Here is a 21,411-nt window from a genome sequence, read left to right on the forward strand (position 1 = left end):
CCACCGGGAGCCGCGAGCCTGAAAAGAGGTTTTTGTATGACAAAAACACAAACTTGCTCCCTGCACTTAAAAGCCTTCCCTGGGGCGTCCCTACCGGTGGCGAAGACCGAGGCGGAGCTGTGCGGCCTGTCCGCCCCGGGCCACCAGGTAAGAGTTAAGGTCCTGATGATCCCGGTAAAAAGCGGAGTAGTCCCGGGTATTTACATGGGTGTGCTGGATCCGCGCCGTCACCTTCCTGCCCGCCGTATCCTGATCCAGGAAAAGCAGCGCTTGGCGGTGCCGGCCGAGTACCTCCTGGCACTTGCCCAGCTGGGAGAGGGAGTTGAGAACCAGGAAGCTGGCCTGGCGCACCAGGCGGGGCCGGAGCTGGAGCAGGGAGAGGAAATCAATGAATCCCTCCAGCACACAAAGCTTCCCGCAGCCGCGGTCGATGAAGGTGACGTCTTTGGGGGAGGAGGAGCCTTTGAACCAGGCGTTGCGCAACTCGTAGCCACCGGAGCGGTTTTGGAACCCGACGGCCTGGTACTCCCGTCCGCCTACTGAAAAATGAACCGCCTGGCAGTAGGGGCTGGCCGTTGCCAGGGGAATGCCCCGCTGCGCGAGGTAGGTGGTAAGCGGGTTGCCCGCCTCCAGGGGCGTAGTTGCCAGGATACGCAAGCCGGGGGAAGCTGCGGGCAGGGACGCCGGCTTTTGTGCGTGAGCAGGCTGTTGCGGCAGGCGTGGCGTGACGTTCTCCGGGGAGGGAAGCGATGATCCGGAAAGCAGCTCAATGACTTCCCGGACGGTGGCGCCCGGGTGTAGGCGCAGGGCCAGGTCAAAGAGTTTGCCGCCCTCTCCCGGTCCGTGGTCATACCAGCGGTTGAGGCGCGTGTTCACTTTGAAGGAAGGGGTGCGCTCCGGTGCCCGGATAGGGGAGACGTACCACCAGTCAACACCTCTTTTGTAGCTGGGCTGGATGCCCTGACTGGCCAGAAAATCGGTGATGGGGAGCTCGTCGTTGATTTGTCGGATGTTCATGGTTTCTTATCTAAAGGCCTGAAGTCCTTCCGTAGTGCAGCTGCTGTGCTGTGGAGGGCTTGGCAGCCTGAGAAAATCATTCGTGTTACATGTTGTTGACTCCTTTTAAAGGTCGAGGAGCAGCACTGGATTTTTTCACAAGGCGATACACAATTGGGAAAAATTTATGGAAGTGCATTGTAGGTTAGATGAGCCGAATAAGTATGGAAAAGGGCCATCCGTTTTACCAGACAGCCCTTCGCTTTCCCTAAGCAGCCTGCTTGTCTGCAGGTGATGCCCCATTGTCTTGTTCGGCTTTCAGATCCAGGATATAGCTAGCCGCTTTGAAGGCTCGGGTGCCGGCATAGATGATCATTGTTTTGTCCTCCCGGAGCCGGCTGATCCAGCCCTGCAGGTAAGCCACTGAATTTTGAAAGACTGCCTCCCGTATGCCGGTGAAGGCGCAGAGGAAGCTGGCGCCCATCTCGGCCACCAACTCCTCCTTGCTGTAGGCCTCGTTCCCGAAGCGGCTGACCTTATCCTCCTCTGTGAAGCGATTGAGACGAGTGTGGTGGCCGGTTGCGTGGATGAGCTCGTGGAAGAGCGTGGCATGGTAGGCCTCGGGAGTGAGGAAGCGCCTAGGGTCCGGCATCTGCACAATGTCCTTGACTGGTGCGTAGTAAGCCTGCGTGCCGCCGTGCAGGACCTTAGGGCTAGGCTGGGGGAAGCCGTCCACTACGTGTTGGCAGGCTTCGAGTATTTGTGGCCCGGACCGTTCGGGCATGGTGGGCAGCCGGAAGTCCACGCCCTCTACCTGATCGATGTTGAACACGGTCCAGAGGAAGGGGACGAACCTGCTGCAGGGGCGGTCTTTCCCCTCGGCCGCTAAATCTACTGGCTGCTCCTTGTCTTTCGCCTCATAGATCTTCCAATAGACGATGGGGGTGCCTTTCTGGCCCTTCCGGACACGGCCGCCTAGCTCCTGGGCCTGCTTAAACGTGAGGAAGTAGGGCGCCGTGTAATTGTTTTTCTCCGTGACATGGTGGAGGTAGAAGGCGTTGAAGCCCTCGTAGGGGCGGCCGGAGGCGTAGTTTTTGGGCAGGCCGTACGAGCTCCAGGGCTTTTGCCAGATGGCTTTCCCCTGCTGAAGCTCAGCGATGATTTCGTTGGTCACCTGCTCGGCCAGGCGGTTGAATTTCTGATAGGCGTTCATAATAGTAAAATTTTAAAGTGATGAAATGATATGAAAGGGATACAGGGGCCGTTCAGGGCCCCTGCAAAAGAAAGAGGGGCTACAGGAGCCCCTCGTCTGCCAGAGAGTAGTAACCCTCGCTGGTGAGGATGATGTGGTCGAGGACGGCGATGTCGAGGAGTTCCCCGCCCTGTTTCATTTTCCTGGTCAGCTGCAGGTCTGCCGCGCTAGGCTTGAGGTTGCCCGAGGGGTGGTTGTGGGAGAGGATGACGGCCGAGGCGCAGGCTTTGAGGGCGGCGGCGAAGATGAGCTTAGGGTCGGCGACGGTGCCGGCCACTCCGCCCGTGGAGACCTCGTAAATCCCTAATACCTTATTGGCCCGGCTCAGCAGCAGCACCTTGAACTGCTCGACAAACTCCAGTTTGCCCGGGTCCCAGCTGGTCTTGAGTACCTGGTAGCTGTCGGTGGAGCAGGTGACCTGCGGTCTTTCGGAGGGTTTTACCTTGTTGCGGTAGGAGAGCTTGATCTCGGCTACTCTGGCGAAGGCGGAGGCTTGAACGGTCTTTTCCATAATCATGATGTTTTAGTGTGAGGAAATTGATTATGGTGCCCCCGCTGCCTTCGGAGCCGGACTAAAGGCAAGGTGGAGCCAAAGAAAATGCGGAGGGTCCGCCGCAGGTGGATACCCATTTTGTTTGGACGACCTTGTTCCTGTGTCCGGGCCGCAAGGCTACCTTTGCGCCAAAGCATTGACGTTGGATGTTTGCATTAGAGGGGTTACAGAAATGAGGGCTTTAGTGCCAGTACGCCTCACAGTACTTCGCTTATAGCATCTGAAACGCTTTAAGATTTAGTACCCTTACAAGGCTAATTTTCTGCATTGGGTAATGCCTTTAGAGGGAGAAACGCAACAAAATTTTTCACAAGTTGGGCTAGGCTTGTGAAAATGCAGGAATGGGTACAGGGATATTGATCCATTAACCAAAACCTGTAAAGCTATGTCAGTAGAAATCATCACCAAAGAAGACCTGCACGCGTTCCATCGGCAGCTGCTGGAGGACTTATCTAAATTGATTGGAAAACAGCAAACCGAGGCGCCAGGCAAAGTACTCAAGTCTGCCGATGTGCGTCGCCTGCTTCAAATCTCACCCGCCACGCTGCAGAAACTGCGGATAGACGGTACCCTACCATTCACCAAGGTAGGTGGCACCCACTACTACCGCATGGGAGATATCAACAGACTGCTCAACGGAAAGCAGGGCAAGTCATGACGCTTGCGTTGCACCTGAGGTGCTTTTACGCAAAAGCTGGCCGGGACATGCGCCTGCGCCGACCGCACCTGAGCCTGTACATGGCGCTGCTGGCCCAGGGCTGTGAAAACCCCTTTCTAGTCAAGCGGAAAGAAGTGATGCTATGCGCCCGCATCAACTCCCGCGTCACCTATCACCGCTGTATGCTGGAGCTGGCCGCTTGGGGGTATATCCGCTATGTACCATCCTATGACCCTGGTTCCAAAAGCCAGGTACGCATCATTTACCTGGGAGAAAAGCCTGTAGTGTTATCATTAATCGATAGATTATCGGAAACAGGCGTGGAAGGAGAGCAGCCCTGTAGCTGAGTGGCAAGCCAAGGCAAAAGAAAGAGCGGAGCTCACTGGTAAAACTAGGTAGGCCCGCTCTTTGTCTAAGTGATATTGCTAAGGATTTGGATTTGCATTCCAAACCGTTTCCAGGTCTGGGAGGCAGCTGAATGCCTGGACAAGCGAGTTGGCTGTATGGAGGACCTGCGTCTGAAACGCCAAAGGGTCTTTGCTCCGAAGGAAGTAAGCTTGATCCAGGTTCAGGAGAGCACGCAAGTGCTCTCCTGAACCTGGAATAGTTGTAGGGGGTAGGGCATAATTTTATTTAAATAGTAGCAGTTTATTAGTGTGAAGTTAAATATGCCTAATATTGGAAGGTTTCGGATATGAATCAAAGTCAACATGTTGGTGAGTTAAATTTCCGGTTGAAATTGATAAAAAAGATGTGTAATTTTAAGTAGAAGCATTTGCAGCTAAACTGAGATAAAAAAGTTAGTGCGTAATTCGGTGAGTCGAATTTACAGGGTGTTTTATATTATTGATTATCAGTAGTTTATGAAAGGGTTCAAGACCCTCACTCTCTGCTGGTAGCGATACCAAAGAGCAAAGCCCATCAATCACCGATTGATGGGCTTTTTGTTTTAGGCCCTGGTCAAGACTTTTAACTTGCTTTAGGATGCCTTGCTTGAGTTATACCTATTTCTCTGCTCCCAGACTGGCTTCTGCTACCTCCGGTTTTCCTGTGGAAGCCTTGTACACGATATACCCTTCCAGTTCCTGCCCGTCCAGCATAGTTCGTTTGATTTTGGTAGGGTAGCCGTCCCGATTATAGTCATAGCTGCAGGTATAGGAGAGGTCTTTCCGGATGTTGCCCTCCCGGTCTTTCACGGTATACCTGGTGATGTTGTGGCTGCGGTAAGGCAGTTCCAGCGGCATAAACCTGGCTTCGAGGGGCAAACTTTGCAGGTAGCCGGGCTTTTCGTCGTATTCCAGCTCAATGGTCAGGTAGGAAGTTTCGGAGCTTGGGACGAAGAAAGCCGCTTTTTGGAGCTTGCCCTGCTTATTATAGGTATAGTTTATCTTTTTATGGATATACCTTGGGTCAGCGTCATATATTAATGTATGATTCAGGTTTGAGTTATTGTAGTGGTAAAAAGAGGAGGTCAATCTTTTTACGGAGTCGTATTGATGTGTAATATGATTCCTTAACGAACGCCCATGCAGGTATACAATTTGTCCTTCTCTAGGTATGAGGCCATCCTCTGACCTGGTCCAGATTGTCTCTTGCCTCCTTATAACGGAATCACTTCTGTCCCAGCCAATGGGGCCCACATCAGGTCTGTAATTTACTTCGGCTATTTCATCCTTAAACCAATGGACAGGTTCTCTGAAGTAATCATCAAAATAGGTATAGGTTACCTCCTCATAAAAGTTAGGACGATTAGTCGTAACGCTGTATATCCTTCCCTGGTCATAATAGAAGTCATGGGTCGTGCTGCCGATCACCACTTTTTGTGGGTATAACTTTTTTATTTCTTCCTCGCCATTGGAACAGGAGGCCAATACGGCGGCCAGCAAGGGGAGCAGGAGTAAAGCTTTAATTCTCATAGGCTGCTGATGTTAGAGAAACGTAAAAACTTTACTAAATATAATTATATTTTAATTAACATCAAGCAGAACCTATTGTATTTCAATTGATTGTTTTACTGGTTCAGGTATAGCTATAACTTTTACTGTGGTTAATAAAAGCAGGCTAATATTTATTTTTTCTCCAGCAGGCCGTGGAAAATAAGACTTGCCAGGCCCTCATACACGGCAGAAGGGGTGTAGTTGATGTCTTGCATCAGTTCCGGGGGGACCTGACTGATAAACTCGGGATCCAGGATTTTCTCCAGTGCACTAGCGTAGAGCAGCACGGCTAGTGAGATGTTTGCGTCCTTCCGGATAAAGCCTTTTTGGTTGCCCTCATCCAGCAAAGTTTTGAACCTTTTAAAAGCTGCTTCAGCGCGGTACTGCTGGAGCAGTTGCCAGGTTTTTGGGGTATGCTTCCGGATGTCGGTGAGTAACTGTCCGTTGATACGGGCGAAGCGCTGCCCGACTGTGCGAAAAACCTGCTCTGCCTTACTGACAAAGTTGGAAGCTTCCTGTTGAAGCAGGCTTTCTACATCACGCTGCAGTTCTTCCAAATAGTTTTTGATGACGGCATGCAGCAACTCTTCTTTTCCTCTGAAATACTGGTAAAGCGTTTTTTTGCTCATGCCCAGCTGTTTTGCCAGGTCAGCCATCAATACTTTACTGTAACCTTGGTTGAAAAATTGTTGCTGAGCCTCCTGTAAAATCAAGGCCTTCGGGGTATTTATCGTATCCATTTATTAAGGTGTGCTTTATTTTCGCCGGTCTTGCTGTAAAGTTATGAAGAGCAGAGACCGGGAAACTGTATACGACAAAAAAATCTCCTGCAGTCAGCATAATAGCTGACAATAGCAGGAGATTTTCAGATTATAATCACCTAAGTTAAACCGGATGGCTTAAGCTATGTTTTGAAGCTTTTGAGCCAGAGGGGATTACGCCAGTTTAACGTTTACAGCATTCAATCCTTTCGGGCCTTTCTCAACCTCAAAAGTTACACGATCATTTTCCTTGATCGTATTCACCAGGCCATTCTGATGCACAAAGACACGCTCTTGCGTAACGTGGTCCTGTATAAAGCCATAGCCTTTCGATTCGTTGAAAAACGAAACAGTACCCTTACGGATCAGGTCAGCCGGGTCAAGCTCCGCCTGTTTAGCGACACCGATCTGGATGTCTTCCTGTTTGATGTCTTTTTTCTTCTTCGTAGGGTCTGGCGGCGTATCCGTGATATTGCCGAACTCATCCACGTAGGCGAACATTTCCTCTACGTCTTTGCCCTTGTCAGAATTAGCCTTGCGCTCCTCGCGCTTCTGCTCTTTGTCTTGTCTTTTCTTAAGTCTCTTCTTCTCTTTTTCTTTTTTACTGAAGGTTTCTTGTGATCTACCCATATATGCTGTTAAATGATCTATAAAATGATGGTATGCTGGTATGCAGGCTTTTTAGTACCTGAACAGGAAGTTTGTGCCATTGCGAATCCACTTTTCAAAAAATGAATTGTCGTTATATTCGCCGGTTACAAGCTCGAAGTCGGGTTGGTCTTTGTTTGTACGAGAGTTCATGAACTTTGGGAGGGAATCCTGATTGTTTGGGGTCCAGTCCTGTCCTTTTTGGAGGGCTACGCAGATGTACTCGCGAGTGGTAGTGTCTACCAGGTATCTTCTATTCATCGTAAGGAGGGGTTAGGTGAAACATTGCCAGGGCGGCATTCTAATAACGGGAGAGTGGTGCAAAACATGCACATCGAAATGAAAAAAAGCCTCACCCGCAGGTAAGGCTTTTTTCGAAATGACTTATATCTGAAAACTAAGCACGCTTAACGTTAATCGCGTTTAGTCCTTTTCTTCCTTCTTGCAGGTCAAAAGTCACTTTGTCGTTTTCCTGGATTTCATGTACCAGGCCAGTCACGTGTACAAAGTACTCCTGATCTGTGTTGTCTTCCTTAATAAAACCAAAACCTTTCAGGTCATTAAAGAATTTTACTGTTCCGTTATTCATTCTGTGTTGTTTAATTATATACCTACTACATAGTGGAAGGCATATAGGTTCATTTATTTTTTTACAATGTACGATAAAAATTTTACAATTGCGAGGCCATGGCCGTTTAATAGAGGGGGCTGCAGACACTGTTGATCTTTGTGAATCTGATAAAGTGCGTCTGTGAGCTTTAAAAGCAGATATATGATGCAATGGCTGAAGAAATATTCTGAAATATAATTACTTAAGGAGACCTGCATTCGCCAAAAAGAAGCGAAAATAAATTGGCGTTCTGTGAAAAGTCTCTATATTGGCGGTTGAAATGAACAAGCAACAGAATTCTTATACCTTCTTTTTTTACTTTTTTCCTCCAAAGGACTGAAGCGGGAAAAGGTATATGTAACCATATAGGGGCCCCGCAGCAAGCGGGGCCTTTTTTATTTTAGACTAGCACGAGAGATGCATCTTACACAACAAAATTTCTATAACGGCTTCGGTTTTAGCTTTTACTTTTTTGGTAACCGCCCGGGGCTGTATTGATTATACTTTAAAGTAAGTTATCACCAGCGCCCCGGAGTATTTCTTCGGGGCGCTTTTTTTTGATTCATATGAAAATCGCAATTCAAGGTATAGCGGGAGCATTTCATGAAGAAGCTGCCAGACTTCGGTTCAGCCATGAACCCATTGAGATAGTGCCTTGCCTCACTTTCCGGGAACTGGCAGCGGCAGTTGCCTCCGGCTTGGCTGACAAAGGCATCATGGCAATAGAGAATACCATCTCAGGCACTATACAACATAACCTGGAACTGATAAGGGAGCAGCAACTGTGGATCAGTGACGAAGTGATCATGCGTATTCGCCAGCATCTAGGCGGGGTGCCCGGATCGTCGCTTCAGAGCATCCGCAAGGTATACTCCCACTACATGGCCCTGAACCAGTGCCGGCCCTTCTTTGAGGCCTACCCAGAGGTAGAGCTGATCGAGTCGGAGGACACGGCGCTGAGCATACGGGATGTGGCCATCGCAGGCTCTACGGAAATGGCTGCCATCGGCAGCGCGCTGGCCATCGCCCGAAACGGCCTGATCGTGCTCGGCAAGGAGATCGAAGCGAGCAAGCAAAACTATACTCGCTTTCTAATACTGGACAGGTTACCGCAGACACCTACTGCCTGCAACAAGGCTTCTATCAGCCTGGTGTTGAAATCGGATCCAGAGGCTTTTACACAAGCCATGGCACTGCTGCACAATTGGAACATACATCTTGCCAAAATCGAGTCGATGACTATACCTGGTCAGCCATGGCATTATCGCTACTATCTGGACCTGCGCTCTGAATCTGAAGGGCAACTGGCTGAACTGCTCGCTGATATCGAATCACTTGCTGTATCCATTCAACTGCTAGGGAAATACACAGCGCATACGCTATAATCAAATGATTATGTTCGACCCATCAACACGCATCCAAAGCCCCGAAACGGAAGCTATGAAAGCCGGAATTACAATCGCTCAAACTAATATGAATATGAAATCTGTAAGTAATCTAAGCACCCACGCACAGCCGCTCATCATAGCGGGACCTTGTAGCGCTGAAACAGAGGAGCAGGTGCTGGCCACCGCTCACCAGCTGAAAGACGCTGGAGTAAGTATTTTCAGGGCTGGCATCTGGAAACCAAGAACACGTCCGGGCTCTTTTGAGGGTGTAGGTACGCCCGGGCTCGCCTGGCTGCAGCGGGTTCAACGGGAGACGGGCTTGCGTGTAGCAACAGAAGTAGCCAATACCATACATGTACAGCAGTGCCTCCAGCATGGCATTGATGTGCTGTGGATTGGTGCACGCACTACGGCCAACCCATTCGCTGTTCAGGAAATTGCGGATGCCCTGAAAGGGGTGGATATACCGGTGCTGGTTAAAAATCCAGTGAACCCGGATGTGCAACTTTGGCTGGGAGCCATAGAACGATTGGAGAAAGCAGGTATAAGTCAGACAGGTGCCATACACCGGGGCATCTCGCCGCTGGGCAAGTCGGTGTACCGCAACAATCCGGAGTGGAACATGCCCATGACACTGAAGGAGCTACGCCCTGACCTGATGCTGATCAACGATCCCAGCCACATAGCCGGTAACCGTGAGTTGCTGGCAGGTATAGCCGAAACAGCACTGGCACTGCACATGGACGGCCTGATGATAGAAACGCACATACAGCCGGAAGTCGCCTGGAGTGATGCAGCTCAGCAGATAAGCCCGCAAGCGCTCGCAGAATTACTGGCGAAGCTGAGCGGTCGCCCACTGGACGCTGATACTAAGTCGGCTGCTGACTTGAGTGACATGCGCCACTCCATTGATTATATTGATGAGCAACTGATTGACCTGTTGAGCTACCGCATGCAGGTTGCCGCCGAGATAGGCCAGTATAAAATGCAGCATGGCCTGCCTGTGTTCCAGGAGGAAAGATGGACGGAGCTACTGGAAAAGCACGCCAGCCTTGCCTCGAGCAAGAATCTCAATGAGGAGTTTATCACGCAGCTGTTCGACCGTATTCATCAGGAGTCGGTGAGGAGGCAGCATGGGGTGCTGCCGCTTATACCTGCAGGGTATAGCCTTCAGGCCACCACCACAGCACCAGAAGCCCTCCCAGCAGCACAATGCCAAACAAGAGCGATATTTTAGCGAGCAATCCTTTGTTTCCTAAAAAGCCAACCAGCGCACCTTTGAAGGCAATGTTGGACAGCCCGGCCACCAGGATCACGCGCCAGCCACTTTCAGGGGACAGGTTGCCCAGGTTCATCAGTCTGGAAGTAGAGAGGGTAATGGCATCCACATCGGTCAGGCCCGAAATGATGGCGACAATGTAAAGACCACTGTCTCCCAGGTAGTCTGCAGCGGCAGCAGTCGCCAGGATTACGAGTCCGTAGACAGCGCCGAAGACAAGGGCTGCCTTAAGCTGCGCCGGGTTTTCCTGCTCAGGCATCTGGTCGCTTTCCTCCTTGTTAGCGAAGTAAGCTACCAGGCCTGTCACGACCATAAGCGCAATAACCGCTAGTAGGGGAGGAGCTACCGCAGGCAGGGTGGTTGGCGCTACAATGACAACCTCCGTCAGAATGCGGATGAAGGAAACTGTGGAGGCGATGAAAATAACGATCGCAGCCATTTGCCCACTGCCCTTCGCATTTTTGGTTCGGCGGGCGTAGCTCACGGTGGTGGCTGTGCTGGAGATGAGTCCACCGAGCACACCACCCAGAAAGGTGCCTGCTCTGTTACCGAATATTTTATAGACGAAATAGCCCAGCAGACCGATGCCAACAATCAGTACGACCATCAGCCAGATGTTGTGCGGGTTCAGTACCTGGTAAGGTCCATATTCTGTATCCGGGAGTATAGGCAGAATGACAAGGGAGATCACGACAAACTGCATGATGGCTGTCAGGTCCTGCTGGCCGATGCGGGCCACGATTCCGTGCAGGGTAGCTTTCAGGTGTAGCAATACTGCTACGGTGGCACCCAGAGCTACGGCTACTGTCTTGCTACCGAACACCAGGTATGCGCCGATTACATACATCAGCAGGAGAGCAGCTTCAGTTGTCTGACCTATATCAGGAATAGGCTCTCTCTTTTTCAGCAGATTAGCCGCTACCACAATGGCCGCAGTAGCTAATAGTCCGGCTCCCACGATCCAGCCACCAAGTTGCTGCGCCATTAAGGCTGTAAGGCTACCAAAAAGCGTGATGAGGGGGAAAGTGCGTATACCGGCGATCTGTGCATTATCATGCTGGCGCTGAAGGCCTACCAACAGGCCTAATCCTAGTGAGATAGCTAGTACTTGGAAGAGTTCCTGTTCCATGCAGGTGGTGTGGTGACAATGGGTGTAGTGCTAAGATACTGCCCTAAATGATAAAAGTATAGCCTGGGCTATACTTTTATCTGATGGTTACAATATATACCTAAAGGTATGATCATCAATTACTGTCCTGCAGCAGTGTGCTGCTGATGCGTTTCAGTTCAGTTTCAGCAGCCTTTGCCTGGAATTGGATATCGATCAGTCGGTTTTCTGCTACAAGTTGGTTACGCTGCGCCTCCCGTAGCTCAATAGCCGTCAAAAGACCCAGACGATAGCGCTCCAGGGCAATGGCGGCATTCTCCTGTGCCAGTTTCAGGTTTGTTTCCTCCAGTTGCAGCAGCTGTAGTCTGTTGCTGTACTGGCTATATGCTCTGGCCAATGAGGCATCCAGCAGGTTCTGCTGACGTTGATACTCCAGGTTGGCAGACTCCAGGTTGATGCGGGCGTTCTGTGCCATCCGGTTGATGTTAAGCCCGTTGAAGATTGGCAGGCTCACACTCAGGCCATAGTTATAGCCACGGTTCTGGTTAAACAGGGGCGAGAATTCATTCAGAGGTTCGTTTTCTGAGCGGTTGAAGTTATAGGCACCTACCACACCGATCACAGGGAAACGACTGGCGCGAACTGCCTTGATATCCAGATTGGCAATCTCCCGGTTAATTTTCAGACGCTCCAGCAATGGGTTGTTGGCCAGCATACCTGCATCCGTATTCTTATAGCTCAGGTTTGGGTCTACTACGATCGAGTCTGTTACAACAAAATCGATATCCGGGTCGCGGCTGAGCAGTTGGTTCAGGTTGATCTTTGCATTCTGCAGCGCTTCCTGCTGCACCAGCAGTTCTGATCGGTCTGTGTTAAAATCTACCTGCGCGCGCAAGATCTCTACTTTGGCGCTCACACCCACCTCGTACTGTGCCTGGGCTATGTCCACCCGCGCCTGCGAGATGGCAATGGCATCTTCTATGGCCTGCATCTTCTGTGACTGGCGTACTACCTCAAAATAGTTGTCAGAAATAGCGGCAAGTGTGTTTTGCACTGTCTCGCGGGTAAACAAGATGCCAGACTTCTCGAGTGCCTTCAGCCGCTCGTAGTTGATGAACATACCCATGCCGTCGAAGATGGTCCAGTTCAGGTTGATACTTCCGTTGATGTTGTTGGAGCTGGCGCCGTTACGGGTACGGTCCGGACCTGTCTGAAAGGACTGGCGGGAGTTGTTCTCACTAAAGGTGCGGCCGCCGCGAGCATCCACATTCGGAAGAAAACCAGCATTGCCACGGGTTACGTTGTTTTCTGCGATGGCCTCCTGCCGGGTGGCGATCTGGATGTCATAGTTGTTTTGAAGCCCAATGCGAATCGCATCCTGCAGCGAAAGCTGCTCCTGTGCGGCAAGTTTGTTAGGGAAGAGCAGCACTACTCCTAAAAGGAACAGCGCTGCAGCTCTAAGTGGGGACATTATATTTGAATGCAAAAGTTTAAATCTTAGCGTCAAAGATTAGATTTTTAGATATTATTTGCTCAGAACCGGCTCTCTGTCCTGCTTGCGCTCTTTTCTGCGTTCTAACTCTTCCTCTTCGTCTTTGTCCGACATCAGGGCAAGATTCGCCTCCGCAGATGAGAAGAAAGAATAGATAGCCGGAATGATGTAAAGCGTCAGACCGGTGGCGAAGATCAGACCACCCACCACAGCTATACCCATGGAAACACGGCTTTCAGAACCGGCACCCAATGCCAGTGCAATTGGCAAGGTACCCAGGATCGTAGACAAACTCGTCATCAGGATAGGGCGGAAACGGGATACGGCGGCTTCTCTGGCTGCTTCCAGCTTGGTCAGCCCCTGTTCCTTCTTCTGGTTGGCAAATTCTACCAGCAGGATACCGTTCTTCGTTACCAGACCCACAAGCATGATCATACCGATCTGGCTGAAGATGTTCAGTGTCTGATCGAAATACCATAAACTCAACAAAGCTCCTGCCAAGGCAAGCGGCACCGTGAACATGATGATGATCGGGTCACGGAAGCTTTCGAACTGTGCTGCCAGTGCCAGGTATATCAGGCCGAGTGCTAATAAGAAGGCAAACATCAAGCTGCCCGAGCTCTCCTGGAAGTCTCTCGACTGACCGGTCAGGGAAGTCTGGAAAGTCTCGTCCAGTACATCCTTCGCGATAACATCCATAGCCTCTATACCATCGCCGATGGTATAGCCTTTATTCAGCGTAGCGCTGAAAGTAGCCGCGGCAAAACGGTTGAAGCGGTAGATCTGTGGCGATGAACTTTCTTCTTTCAGCTCGATCAGGTTGTCTAGCTGGATCAGTTCACCGGCGTTGTTTTTCACGTAAAGGCTGCGCAGGTCGAGAGGTTCACTGCGATTCTCACGTGCTACCTGTCCTAAGATCTGGTACTGCTTACCACCGCGCACAAAGTAACCGAAGCGCTGACCGCTCAGGCCAAGCTGCATGGTCTGGGCCACATCGCGCACGCTCACACCCATCGACAGGGCTTTCTCACGGTCTATCTCAACGCGGAGTTCTGGTTTGTTAAACTTCAGGTTTACATCCACAAAGTTGAATTCCGGACTCTGGCGTGCTGCTTCCAGGAAAGGAGGAATAATTTCGCGCAACTTGGCCATGCTCTGGGCCTGCACTACATAAGATACCGGCTGACCGGCACCTCGTCCACCTCCCAAGCCTTTGTCACCGGCAGCGAAGGCACGGGCACCCGGTATTTGGTTAAGCAAGCCAGGAAGTTCCTCTACAATTTGCTGCTGCGATTTCGTACGGTCTTGAGGGTCTACCAGGCGGAGACGTATGAAACCTGAGTTAGAGTTACGCGTCATGGTGGTCATACTGCTGATGCCCTGCACCGAGTCATTCACCAAGGCAGAAAGCTCGTTCATATACCTGTCCATAAACTCGAAGGAAGCTCCTTCAGGACCAGTAGTTTGAATACGAAGGCCGCTTCTGTCTTCATCCGGCGTCAACTCAGAACGCATGGTGGAGAACTGCCACCAAATGATACCGGCAGACAGGATAACCAGTACAAAGGCCACCCAACGGTAGGTCAGGAAACTGTTCAGACTGCTTCTGTAGGCATTGGTCAAGCCGGCGAAGAAAGGCTCTGTTTTGCGGTAGAACCAGTTTGGTCTGTCACGGTGCTTCAGCATGCGCGACGACATCATCGGGGTCAGCGTCAGCGACACGAAGGAGGAAATAATTACAGAGCCTGCCACCACGATACCAAATTCACGGAAGAGACGGCCGGTCGTGTCTTCAAGGAAGGCAACCGGCATAAATACAGCTGCCAGGGCAATGGTCGTGGAGATAATGGCAAAGTAGATTTCACTGGCACCTTTCTTCGCTGCCTTCATCGGTTCCTGCCCGTCCTCTATACGGGAGTAAATATTCTCCAGCATTACGATGGCATCATCCACCACCAGACCAATGGCCAGTACGATACCCAGCAGAGTAAGCACGTTGATAGAGAAGTTCATCAAATACATGATGAAGAAGGCGCCGATGAGCGAAACAGGTATAGCCACCACCGGAATGATGGTCGAGCGCCAGTCGCGCAGGAAAAGGAAGATGATCACCACTACCAGACCGAAGGCGATAAAGATCGTTTCCTTCACCTCGGCAATGGAGGCCCTTACATATTTCGAGTTATCAAAGCCAATGGTCAGTTCCAGGTCTTCCGGGATGTCTTTTTTGATGAACTCCAGTCGGCGGTAAAATTCGTCGGCAATCTCCACCTGGTTGGTGCCTGGCTGCGGGATGATCACGACACCGATCATCGGTACGCCGTTGTAGCGCAATACCGTTTTTTCGTTTTCAGGGGACAGCTGCGCATAGCCAATGTCGCGGAAGCGAATCAGGCGGTTAGCATCTTCGCGTACCACCAGGTTGTTAAATTCTTCTGGCGTAGAGATACGGCCCATGGTTCTCACCGAGAGCTCCGTTGTAGCGCCCTCGATGCTGCCCGATGGCAGTTCCACGTTCTGGCGGGCTAGTGCATCGCGAACTTCCAATGGAGTAACTTGTAGCGCAGAAAGCTTGTCAGGGTCCATCCAGAGGCGCATAGAGTAGCGCTTGTCACCCCAGATGTTAATGGCACTCACACCCGGTATTGTCTGCAACTGCTCTTTGAACACGTTCTGACCGATGTCAGACAAGTCCAGCAGGGAACGGGTTTCGCTGCGTATACCCAGGAAGATAATCGGGTTGGCATCCGCGTCGGCTTTGGATACGGTAGGAGGCTCAGCATCTTCCGGCAATCGGCGCTGCGCTCTTGACACGCGGTCGCGCACGTCATTGGCGGCGGCCTCCAGGTCTACGCCCAGGTCAAACTCGACTGTAATGTTACTGTTGCCCTCGCTGCTCGACGAGGTAAGCGTGCGTATACCTGCAATACCGTTGATAGACTCCTCAAGCGGCTCTGTGATCTCTGATTCAATCGTTTCGGCATTAGCACCGGCATAACTGGTCGATACGTTCACGATTGGCGGGTCCACGCTTGGGTACTCACGCACGCCCAGGTAGGTGATACCGATGATACCGAACACGATGATCGTGATGCTCATCACGATGGCGAGCACCGGGCGCTTAATACTTATATTTGATAAACTTGCCATAATTGTCTTTTACTAAACAGACCGGGAAACAGAACAAAGGTTCATCCCTTCCTCACTCATGCTAACGCTACTAAAGGCGTTATTGTGCATCTCCAGATGTTACTACTCTTCTGATGTTTAAGTCAGAACCAGGGCGTGTCTGCAATATACCCGAGCTGATGATGGTGTCACCGGGCTCTACTCCTTCGATGATCTGAATCAGCGTTTCGGAGCGTTGGCCAATCTTCACCATTTTAGGCTGGGCCTTCCCGCCTTTGGCCAGGAAAATTTTGTGGCCCGTTGCCTCCGGTATGATTGACTCTGTAGGGATCAGGATAGCCTCGTCCATGTCTTCCAGGCTAAGGCTCACCTTCACGAAAGCACCGGGCTTTATCTCCTGGTTCTTGTTCTCGTACAGGGCACGCAACTGCAGGGTGCGTGTCGCCGGGTCGATATTCGGTTGTATGGCATAAATGCTGGCCTCATATTGCTCTGCACTGCCTTCGGAGGTAAAAGTGATCTTATCGCCTACTTTTACGGACTGGCTGTAGCGGCCAGGTATAGAAAAGTCGATTTTAACAGGGCTGATATCCACAATGCGGGCCACAGGGGAGGTTGGGGTAACATAACTGCCTTCACTCACCTGGCGCAAACCGATCACACCGTCAAAAGGGGCACGTACATAGGCTTTGTCCAATGTTGCTCTCAGCGCCTGGATGTCTGCTGTGGCAGTAGCCAGCTGATTGCTCACCTGGTCGTACTCCTGACGGCTGATGTATTCTTTTTCGAGCAGGGTGCGCTGACGCTCTTCCATGTCCTGGTACAGCTTCTGGTTAGACTGTAACTTGGCCAGTTGGGCGCGCAGGTCTGCGTCGTTCACGGTCATGAGCAACTGTCCTTTTTTCACCTGAGCGCCTTCTTTGAAGTTGATAGCCGTTACGCGACCTGAAATTTCGCTGCGCAACTCCACATCTTCGTTCGGTATAACGGAGCCGGTAGAGGTAATCTTGTTCTGGAAAGCGGTAGGGGAGACTACGAACACGTCCACGGCCACCTTCTGGGCCATAGGGCCGCCACCAGGACCGCTTGCCTGTGCTTGTTCGTTACCAGAAAATACTTTGTTGTATAGCAGGTAACCCACAACAGCGGCTACTACCAGGAGAAGGATTGTTTTGACAGTTTTGTTCATTTAAGTTTAAACTTCGATTAAGGTGATCTAACCTCAAAGGTAAAAATTACGGTTTGTATTTAACGTATAGACAATAGCGAAAAACGACTAAATTTACATGCTTATCATGGTATAATAAAGCATGTGGTAGTTGAACTCTACCAACAGGCACTATTGTAAGACAAACGGCGGCTTCAGAGGTTTAAAATGAGATTAAAAGAAATTGCACAAAGGCATGAGCGACAGCAAGAAAAACTTTTTTGAGGATGTGTATGAGGTGGTTAAACTGATCCCGGAGGGGCGGGTGACCTCTTACGGGGCCATTGCCAGCTACCTGGGCTCAAAAGGGTCTGCCCGCATGGTCGGTTGGGCGCTCATCGCCTCGCAGCCCTTTGCCGCTATACCTGCGCACCGTGTTGTGAACCGGGTAGGTATGCTGACGGGCAAGCAGCACTTCGAAGCTTCCAATGCCATGCAGGAGCGCCTGGAACAGGAGGGAGTGAAGGTGGAGAATGACCAGGTAGTGGAGTTTGAGAAGCTGTTCTGGGACCCGGCGAAAGAACTGTTGTAAGTTTGGGAGTTGATGAGTTGGAGAGTTTGGGAGTTGCCAGATAGGGAAGGGTCTGACTATTGCATGGCACCCACATTGGCAGAGGGACTCAGCTCACGGACTTTAATTGCCCTTTGCAGCCGGGGACGGTTGTAACGCTGCACCAGGATGGGGTATAGGTTCAGGATCACATTCAGAGACATCAGCCATAGCGACTGCTTTATTCCATAGTATAAGGCTACCCAGGCAGCGCTTGCCAGTACGATGAAAAAGATGACTAAGTGCCCGAATTCAGATTGCCGGGTATTGTATTCAAGCTTCTTTAATGCCTGCAGGTCCTTCTTAACGGGGTTGGCAGCTTTGTGAAGCTTCTCCCAGCCTACCCAAACCAGTATCTTCCTAAAGGTATTGACGCCCAGCCAGCTGTATACCCTGCCATTCCTTTCCCAGTTTTTGCCATCGAAATAAGCAGCTGTCAGTTTTGGTTTAAAAGTTTGCATGAGCGACGACACGCCCATCATCAGCAGGAAGTTAAGTACCCAGGCAAATGAAAAGGAAGAAACGCCCAGCAGGTAGGCTACAACCAGTATAGAGCCAGTCGCAAACAGTAAGATAAAGAAAGTGCTCAGGTACTTAAACATGGGGACATTTAACGGATTTATCTTATCAGCGTAATCACCCAACTGTCCTGATTTGGGGGCTGGTTATTTACGGTGAGGTCTTCTACTTTTTGCGTGCGTGGGCAGCACTCTGTTGGTCCGGTGCTGGAGACGGCAAGCCTGATCGTGTCTGTCTGGTCTAAGGCGGTAATGTAATAGGCTGTCACTTCCGGAGTCAACGCAACTACTACGTAGTTAGCCTCAAATTTAAACGGAGCAGCTTGCCTGGCGCCGTTCTGCATGTAGTAAACTTCCACATCCTCCTGGTTTAACTGTGCGTTGCTGCCAAACAGCAGGTCCTCTCCGTTTTCCGCAGACTTAATTGTAAAGGCAAAAGCTTCTTCAGACAGGCAGTCTATCCCTTCGCATTCGTCTTTGCAGGCAAACAAAAAGGGGAGGAGCAGGAGGAGCAATAAGTTAAGTTGTTTCATATGCATGTTAGTTCTGTCGTTTTGCGCTTGCTTCTACTTGCTTCAGGTACGCAATTGTCTCCTCAGAAAATAGCATGGGCTTCGTTTTGTCCTTTTTAGCAGCTTTGTTATACAGGTATACAAACTGAAACGGATCATCGATGTTAGCGATAAGCTTCTTCTTCAACCCGTTGCGTGCGATCACATCGGCCATGTAAAAGCCGGGTATATGGCCGCTCATTCCAATTACCTGCTGTTTCAGCTCTGAGGTGCTGTAAGTTTTGGTACCTGCCGCTATCTCGCGTATGGCTTCGTCTACCTTTGGAAGCTGTTTTTCACCGAGTTCCAAAATGTATCCTCCATACCGCATATCCTCGGGTACGCTTTCTGCCATCGTGTAGTGCTTGTCAATCAGGTCAGGAGATCCTTCGTTCAGCAATAGCTGCAGCATTTGTACCAGACTTTCGTCTTTCTCAGCCACCACATATTTCTTCTGCTTTCTGACTGCGTGGTGGAGTTCATGGCCACCCAGAATACCGTATTTCTCCCGATCATACACATAGGTTCCCCATAGGGTCAGCACCACGTTACCATGATTAGCCACTGCATCGTTGCCCAGGGCGTTAAAGTATAATGTCAGCTTTGGGTTTGTAGTGTGCATGCGCTTTGGGAGCATAGAGTAGGTCTCAACGTAGAGCGAAGCAAGGTAAGCATCCTGATCATTGAGTATATTTTGCAGATAATCTCTTAGCTCTGGTTCGTTTGCTTTGTAAAAATGAATCAGGTAGGTGTTGTAATGTTGCCGTGGATCCTTCAGCCGCTGCTGCAACAAACTATCGTGCTGCGGCATGTACACCACCTCCAGATCTTTGCGAAAGCGGTTGAGGTATTTCTCGTTATAAGCGTGATTTTGAATGTACTGATTGTTGCCTTCAAGGCTGAGGAAATTTTTCCAAAGCTCATCGCTTACCCTTTTGCCTTGACGGAGACTATCGGTCAGTTCGAAATAGCGGGTTGCCGCCTCGGCGTCTATCTTCTGGGCCTTGGCAAAACAGCTGCTGGTGAGTAAGATTAGTAGGGTAAGGAGTGTTTTCATGTGAAAGTTTGAGTGATTGTGTTGGGTTACTATCTGCCAGCAGCTATATCTACTCCTAACTATCTGGGCTATGTATGGCGTATTGCAGAGATGTTTAAGCATTACCGGTTCAGGCAGTATAGCATTGCACTAATATATGGATAATTTTGACAAAGCTTATACCCTGAAAAAGAAAAAGGCACCACCTTACGGCAGCGCCTTTTACCACTCTAACAAAAATTGCCGCCGGTGGAGGCTGGGAAACTACATCCCCGACAGCGGCTATTTTCATAGCCTACAGAAATCTCTATGCAGCACTAAGGGGCTTCTGTCTTCCCCGATAGTGATGCAAGTATAGACACTCCTTAGCTTACAATTTTAACTTTTAGACAAGCGACCGTTTCAGGTACCCTTACAGCAGGTATAGCACCCCGCAGGCTGTACACGGCATCATGGCTGCACTTCGGGTGGCAGGTATAGCCGCTCGTCTAAAAGCGCCTATCGGTTAGGGACTTGATGTGCAGAAAACGTAACTTTGCAGCATGGAAGTAAAATTGAACGCAGCGCGTGAACTGGAGGTAAAGGGGTGGAGTCTGCCGGATGTGCGCAACATCACCCAGAACAGGCTGCTGCTGCACCTGCTTTTCTGGGCGGTATATGTTTGCTTTTTCGGCTTGCTATACGGTAGCTACATCGACGACTACTATAATGCCTTCATGATCGAGCTCATTGAGCTGCCGTTCAAGATGCTGCTGGTTTACTTTAACATGTACTTCCTGATGCCGCAATACCTGCTGCAGCAGCGCTACATGGAATTCGCCGTATACCTGCTCCTGATGATGGGGGCCATTGGCATCCTGATGCAGTTTGTGCTGATGCCGCTGCTCATTCACCCCCTCATCTGTCCCACCACCTGTACCAACGACAACCTGACGCTCTACCGCTTTGTGCGCAACATCGTGAACCTGGGTTACCTGGTGTCGATCACAGCGACGATCTACCTGCTCAAAAACTGGTACCGTGACCAGCAGGCCACACAGTCGCTGGCGCAGGACAAGCTCGAGGCTGAGCTCAAATTCCTAAAGGGGCAGATCCACCCGCACTTCCTGTTTAATACGCTTAATAGTCTGTACTCGCTTACGCTCCGCAAATCCGAAAATGCGCCGGAGGTGGTGCTGAAGCTGTCGGGCCTGATGGATTACATGCTCTATGACGCCGCAGCTGCCAAGGTGCCGCTGGAGAAGGAACTGAACTACATTCAAAACTACATTGCCCTGGAGCGCATCCGCTACGGCGACCGTGTGGATATCGCCTACACCGAGTCGGGAGGTATAGCTGGCAAGCAAATCGCGCCCATGATGCTGCTACCTTTTGTGGAGAATGCCTTTAAGCACGGCGTGAGCACCGAAACCGAAAATGCCTGGATACGGATAGACGTGAAAGTGCAAGGTAATACACTGGCTGTGCTGGTTGAGAACTGCAAATGCGGTGAAAAAGCGAGTGGAAGCAACCGGGATTTTGCGTCAGGTATAGGCCTGAAGAACGTGCGCCGGCGTTTGGAGCTGCTTTACGAAAACAGGTATAGCCTTGAAGTAGAGGACGAGCCGGAGAGCTATGCCGTGCGCCTGGAACTGGATTTAGGGGAAGGGTAAGATTTTTGAGCGGTTGCCTACCACTTCCCTTCCCAAGAGGGGTCAGAGGTGGGTTAACGTTTGCGTATACAGCTTAATACAGTAAG

Annotated in this window: 21 protein-coding genes; 6 read left to right on the plus strand and 15 right to left on the minus strand. The window is 50.6% G+C overall.

Annotated elements, in window-relative coordinates; all coding sequences use genetic code 11:
- Positions 1–90: 90 nt before the first annotated feature.
- The 3 genes from BW972_RS10845 to BW972_RS10855 form a co-directional block, all read right to left on the minus strand.
- The gene (locus BW972_RS10845) at positions 91–1,017 is read right to left on the minus strand and encodes a toprim domain-containing protein (protein ID WP_076422156.1); all 927 of its coding nucleotides are present in this window, start codon (positions 1,015–1,017) and stop codon (positions 91–93) included.
- 247 nt (positions 1,018–1,264) lie between these two features.
- Positions 1,265–2,209, minus strand: coding sequence for an ArdC family protein (locus BW972_RS10850; protein ID WP_076422157.1), 945 nt, complete (start codon positions 2,207–2,209; stop codon positions 1,265–1,267).
- Between the two features lie 79 nt (positions 2,210–2,288).
- Positions 2,289–2,759: a JAB domain-containing protein gene (locus BW972_RS10855; RefSeq protein ID WP_076422449.1), complete on the minus strand. Its 471-nt coding sequence runs from the start codon at positions 2,757–2,759 to the stop codon at positions 2,289–2,291.
- A gap of 427 nt (positions 2,760–3,186) precedes the next feature.
- Between BW972_RS10855 and BW972_RS10860 the strand changes: the two genes are divergently transcribed.
- On the plus strand, positions 3,187–3,459 hold the full coding sequence (locus BW972_RS10860) for a helix-turn-helix domain-containing protein (protein ID WP_076422158.1): 273 nt from the start codon (positions 3,187–3,189) through the stop codon (positions 3,457–3,459).
- Between the two features lie 47 nt (positions 3,460–3,506).
- Positions 3,507–3,806: a hypothetical protein gene (locus BW972_RS10865; RefSeq protein ID WP_143732034.1), complete on the plus strand. Its 300-nt coding sequence runs from the start codon at positions 3,507–3,509 to the stop codon at positions 3,804–3,806.
- A gap of 657 nt (positions 3,807–4,463) precedes the next feature.
- Here the strand turns inward: BW972_RS10865 and BW972_RS19745 are convergent.
- From BW972_RS19745 to BW972_RS10895, 5 genes are all read right to left on the minus strand, one after another.
- Entirely contained in the window at positions 4,464–5,375 is a 912-nt protein-coding gene (locus tag BW972_RS19745) for a hypothetical protein (protein ID WP_143732037.1), read from the minus strand.
- Positions 5,376–5,527: 152 nt separating this feature from the next.
- Complete coding sequence (locus BW972_RS10880; protein ID WP_007653363.1) at positions 5,528–6,136, minus strand: TetR/AcrR family transcriptional regulator; 609 nt, start codon at positions 6,134–6,136, stop codon at positions 5,528–5,530.
- 195 nt (positions 6,137–6,331) lie between these two features.
- A complete protein-coding gene (locus BW972_RS10885) occupies positions 6,332–6,787 on the minus strand; it encodes a cold-shock protein (RefSeq protein ID WP_007653365.1) in 456 nt (151 codons plus the stop codon).
- Positions 6,788–6,838: 51 nt separating this feature from the next.
- Positions 6,839–7,066 (minus strand): hypothetical protein, encoded by a 228-nt coding sequence (locus tag BW972_RS10890; RefSeq protein WP_007653367.1) that lies wholly within the window; start codon positions 7,064–7,066, stop codon positions 6,839–6,841.
- Between the two features lie 136 nt (positions 7,067–7,202).
- On the minus strand, positions 7,203–7,394 hold the full coding sequence (locus BW972_RS10895) for a cold-shock protein (RefSeq protein WP_007653373.1): 192 nt from the start codon (positions 7,392–7,394) through the stop codon (positions 7,203–7,205).
- 587 nt (positions 7,395–7,981) lie between these two features.
- Between BW972_RS10895 and BW972_RS10900 the strand changes: the two genes are divergently transcribed.
- Complete coding sequence (locus BW972_RS10900; protein ID WP_076422162.1) at positions 7,982–8,800, plus strand: prephenate dehydratase; 819 nt, start codon at positions 7,982–7,984, stop codon at positions 8,798–8,800.
- Between the two features lie 94 nt (positions 8,801–8,894).
- On the plus strand, positions 8,895–10,040 hold the full coding sequence (locus BW972_RS10905; RefSeq protein ID WP_317042632.1) for a bifunctional 3-deoxy-7-phosphoheptulonate synthase/chorismate mutase type II: 1,146 nt from the start codon (positions 8,895–8,897) through the stop codon (positions 10,038–10,040).
- Here BW972_RS10905 and BW972_RS10910 read toward each other — a convergent pair.
- The 4 genes from BW972_RS10910 to BW972_RS10925 form a co-directional block, all read right to left on the minus strand.
- Positions 9,952–11,211, minus strand: coding sequence for an MgtC/SapB family protein (locus BW972_RS10910; RefSeq protein ID WP_007653378.1), 1,260 nt, complete (start codon positions 11,209–11,211; stop codon positions 9,952–9,954). The genes BW972_RS10905 and BW972_RS10910 overlap by 89 nt on opposite strands.
- Positions 11,212–11,326: 115 nt before the next feature.
- Complete coding sequence (locus BW972_RS10915; RefSeq protein WP_076422164.1) at positions 11,327–12,661, minus strand: TolC family protein; 1,335 nt, start codon at positions 12,659–12,661, stop codon at positions 11,327–11,329.
- Positions 12,662–12,715: 54 nt separating this feature from the next.
- Positions 12,716–15,832 carry an efflux RND transporter permease subunit gene (locus BW972_RS10920; protein WP_076422165.1) on the minus strand — a complete coding sequence of 1,039 codons (3,117 nt, stop codon included), beginning with the start codon at positions 15,830–15,832 and terminating at the stop codon, positions 12,716–12,718.
- Positions 15,833–15,911: 79 nt separating this feature from the next.
- On the minus strand, positions 15,912–17,000 hold the full coding sequence (locus BW972_RS10925; RefSeq protein WP_007653386.1) for an efflux RND transporter periplasmic adaptor subunit: 1,089 nt from the start codon (positions 16,998–17,000) through the stop codon (positions 15,912–15,914).
- A gap of 214 nt (positions 17,001–17,214) precedes the next feature.
- Here BW972_RS10925 and BW972_RS10930 point away from each other — a divergent pair, with 214 nt between their 5' ends.
- Positions 17,215–17,550, plus strand: coding sequence for an MGMT family protein (locus BW972_RS10930; protein WP_076422166.1), 336 nt, complete (start codon positions 17,215–17,217; stop codon positions 17,548–17,550).
- A gap of 56 nt (positions 17,551–17,606) precedes the next feature.
- On the opposite strand, the gene BW972_RS10935 is transcribed toward BW972_RS10930, so the two are convergent.
- The 3 genes from BW972_RS10935 to BW972_RS10945 are packed head-to-tail and all read right to left on the minus strand — an operon-like array spanning position 17,607 to position 19,694.
- A complete protein-coding gene (locus tag BW972_RS10935) occupies positions 17,607–18,170 on the minus strand; it encodes a glycosyl-4,4'-diaponeurosporenoate acyltransferase CrtO family protein (protein ID WP_076422167.1) in 564 nt (187 codons plus the stop codon).
- Between the two features lie 17 nt (positions 18,171–18,187).
- Positions 18,188–18,619 (minus strand): hypothetical protein, encoded by a 432-nt coding sequence (locus BW972_RS10940; protein ID WP_076422450.1) that lies wholly within the window; start codon positions 18,617–18,619, stop codon positions 18,188–18,190.
- A 7-nt stretch (positions 18,620–18,626) separates the two neighbouring features.
- Complete coding sequence (locus BW972_RS10945) at positions 18,627–19,694, minus strand: DUF5700 domain-containing putative Zn-dependent protease (protein ID WP_076422168.1); 1,068 nt, start codon at positions 19,692–19,694, stop codon at positions 18,627–18,629.
- 521 nt (positions 19,695–20,215) lie between these two features.
- Between BW972_RS10945 and BW972_RS10955 the strand changes: the two genes are divergently transcribed.
- Entirely contained in the window at positions 20,216–21,325 is a 1,110-nt protein-coding gene (locus BW972_RS10955; RefSeq protein WP_076422170.1) for a sensor histidine kinase, read from the plus strand.
- Positions 21,326–21,411 lie beyond the last annotated feature (86 nt).

Origin of the sequence: Pontibacter lucknowensis (genome assembly GCF_900156415.1) — a bacterium.
Classification (GTDB): Bacteria; Bacteroidota; Bacteroidia; order Cytophagales; family Hymenobacteraceae; genus Pontibacter; species Pontibacter lucknowensis.

What these genes read in the sequence shown, in the direction of transcription:
- BW972_RS10880 (WP_007653363.1), bottom strand. Translation starts at nt 6,136, where the DNA reads ATGGATACGATAAATACCCCGAAGGCCTTGATTTTACAGGAGGCTCAG.
- BW972_RS10945 (WP_076422168.1), bottom strand. Translation starts at nt 19,694, where the DNA reads ATGAAAACACTCCTTACCCTACTAATCTTACTCACCAGCAGCTGTTTT.
- BW972_RS10920 (WP_076422165.1), bottom strand. Translation starts at nt 15,832, where the DNA reads ATGGCAAGTTTATCAAATATAAGTATTAAGCGCCCGGTGCTCGCCATC.
- BW972_RS10925 (WP_007653386.1), bottom strand. Translation starts at nt 17,000, where the DNA reads ATGAACAAAACTGTCAAAACAATCCTTCTCCTGGTAGTAGCCGCTGTT.
- BW972_RS10940 (WP_076422450.1), bottom strand. Translation starts at nt 18,619, where the DNA reads ATGAAACAACTTAACTTATTGCTCCTCCTGCTCCTCCCCTTTTTGTTT.
- BW972_RS10910 (WP_007653378.1), bottom strand. Translation starts at nt 11,211, where the DNA reads ATGGAACAGGAACTCTTCCAAGTACTAGCTATCTCACTAGGATTAGGC.
- BW972_RS10855 (WP_076422449.1), bottom strand. Translation starts at nt 2,759, where the DNA reads ATGGAAAAGACCGTTCAAGCCTCCGCCTTCGCCAGAGTAGCCGAGATC.
- BW972_RS10900 (WP_076422162.1), top strand. Translation starts at nt 7,982, where the DNA reads ATGAAAATCGCAATTCAAGGTATAGCGGGAGCATTTCATGAAGAAGCT.
- BW972_RS19745 (WP_143732037.1), bottom strand. Translation starts at nt 5,375, where the DNA reads ATGAGAATTAAAGCTTTACTCCTGCTCCCCTTGCTGGCCGCCGTATTG.
- BW972_RS10955 (WP_076422170.1), top strand. Translation starts at nt 20,216, where the DNA reads ATGGAAGTAAAATTGAACGCAGCGCGTGAACTGGAGGTAAAGGGGTGG.
- BW972_RS10885 (WP_007653365.1), bottom strand. Translation starts at nt 6,787, where the DNA reads ATGGGTAGATCACAAGAAACCTTCAGTAAAAAAGAAAAAGAGAAGAAG.
- BW972_RS10915 (WP_076422164.1), bottom strand. Translation starts at nt 12,661, where the DNA reads ATGTCCCCACTTAGAGCTGCAGCGCTGTTCCTTTTAGGAGTAGTGCTG.
- BW972_RS10930 (WP_076422166.1), top strand. Translation starts at nt 17,215, where the DNA reads ATGAGCGACAGCAAGAAAAACTTTTTTGAGGATGTGTATGAGGTGGTT.
- BW972_RS10895 (WP_007653373.1), bottom strand. Translation starts at nt 7,394, where the DNA reads ATGAATAACGGAACAGTAAAATTCTTTAATGACCTGAAAGGTTTTGGT.
- BW972_RS10860 (WP_076422158.1), top strand. Translation starts at nt 3,187, where the DNA reads ATGTCAGTAGAAATCATCACCAAAGAAGACCTGCACGCGTTCCATCGG.
- BW972_RS10890 (WP_007653367.1), bottom strand. Translation starts at nt 7,066, where the DNA reads ATGAATAGAAGATACCTGGTAGACACTACCACTCGCGAGTACATCTGC.
- BW972_RS10845 (WP_076422156.1), bottom strand. Translation starts at nt 1,017, where the DNA reads ATGAACATCCGACAAATCAACGACGAGCTCCCCATCACCGATTTTCTG.
- BW972_RS10905 (WP_317042632.1), top strand. Translation starts at nt 8,895, where the DNA reads ATGAAATCTGTAAGTAATCTAAGCACCCACGCACAGCCGCTCATCATA.
- BW972_RS10935 (WP_076422167.1), bottom strand. Translation starts at nt 18,170, where the DNA reads ATGTTTAAGTACCTGAGCACTTTCTTTATCTTACTGTTTGCGACTGGC.
- BW972_RS10865 (WP_143732034.1), top strand. Translation starts at nt 3,507, where the DNA reads ATGCGCCTGCGCCGACCGCACCTGAGCCTGTACATGGCGCTGCTGGCC.
- BW972_RS10850 (WP_076422157.1), bottom strand. Translation starts at nt 2,209, where the DNA reads ATGAACGCCTATCAGAAATTCAACCGCCTGGCCGAGCAGGTGACCAAC.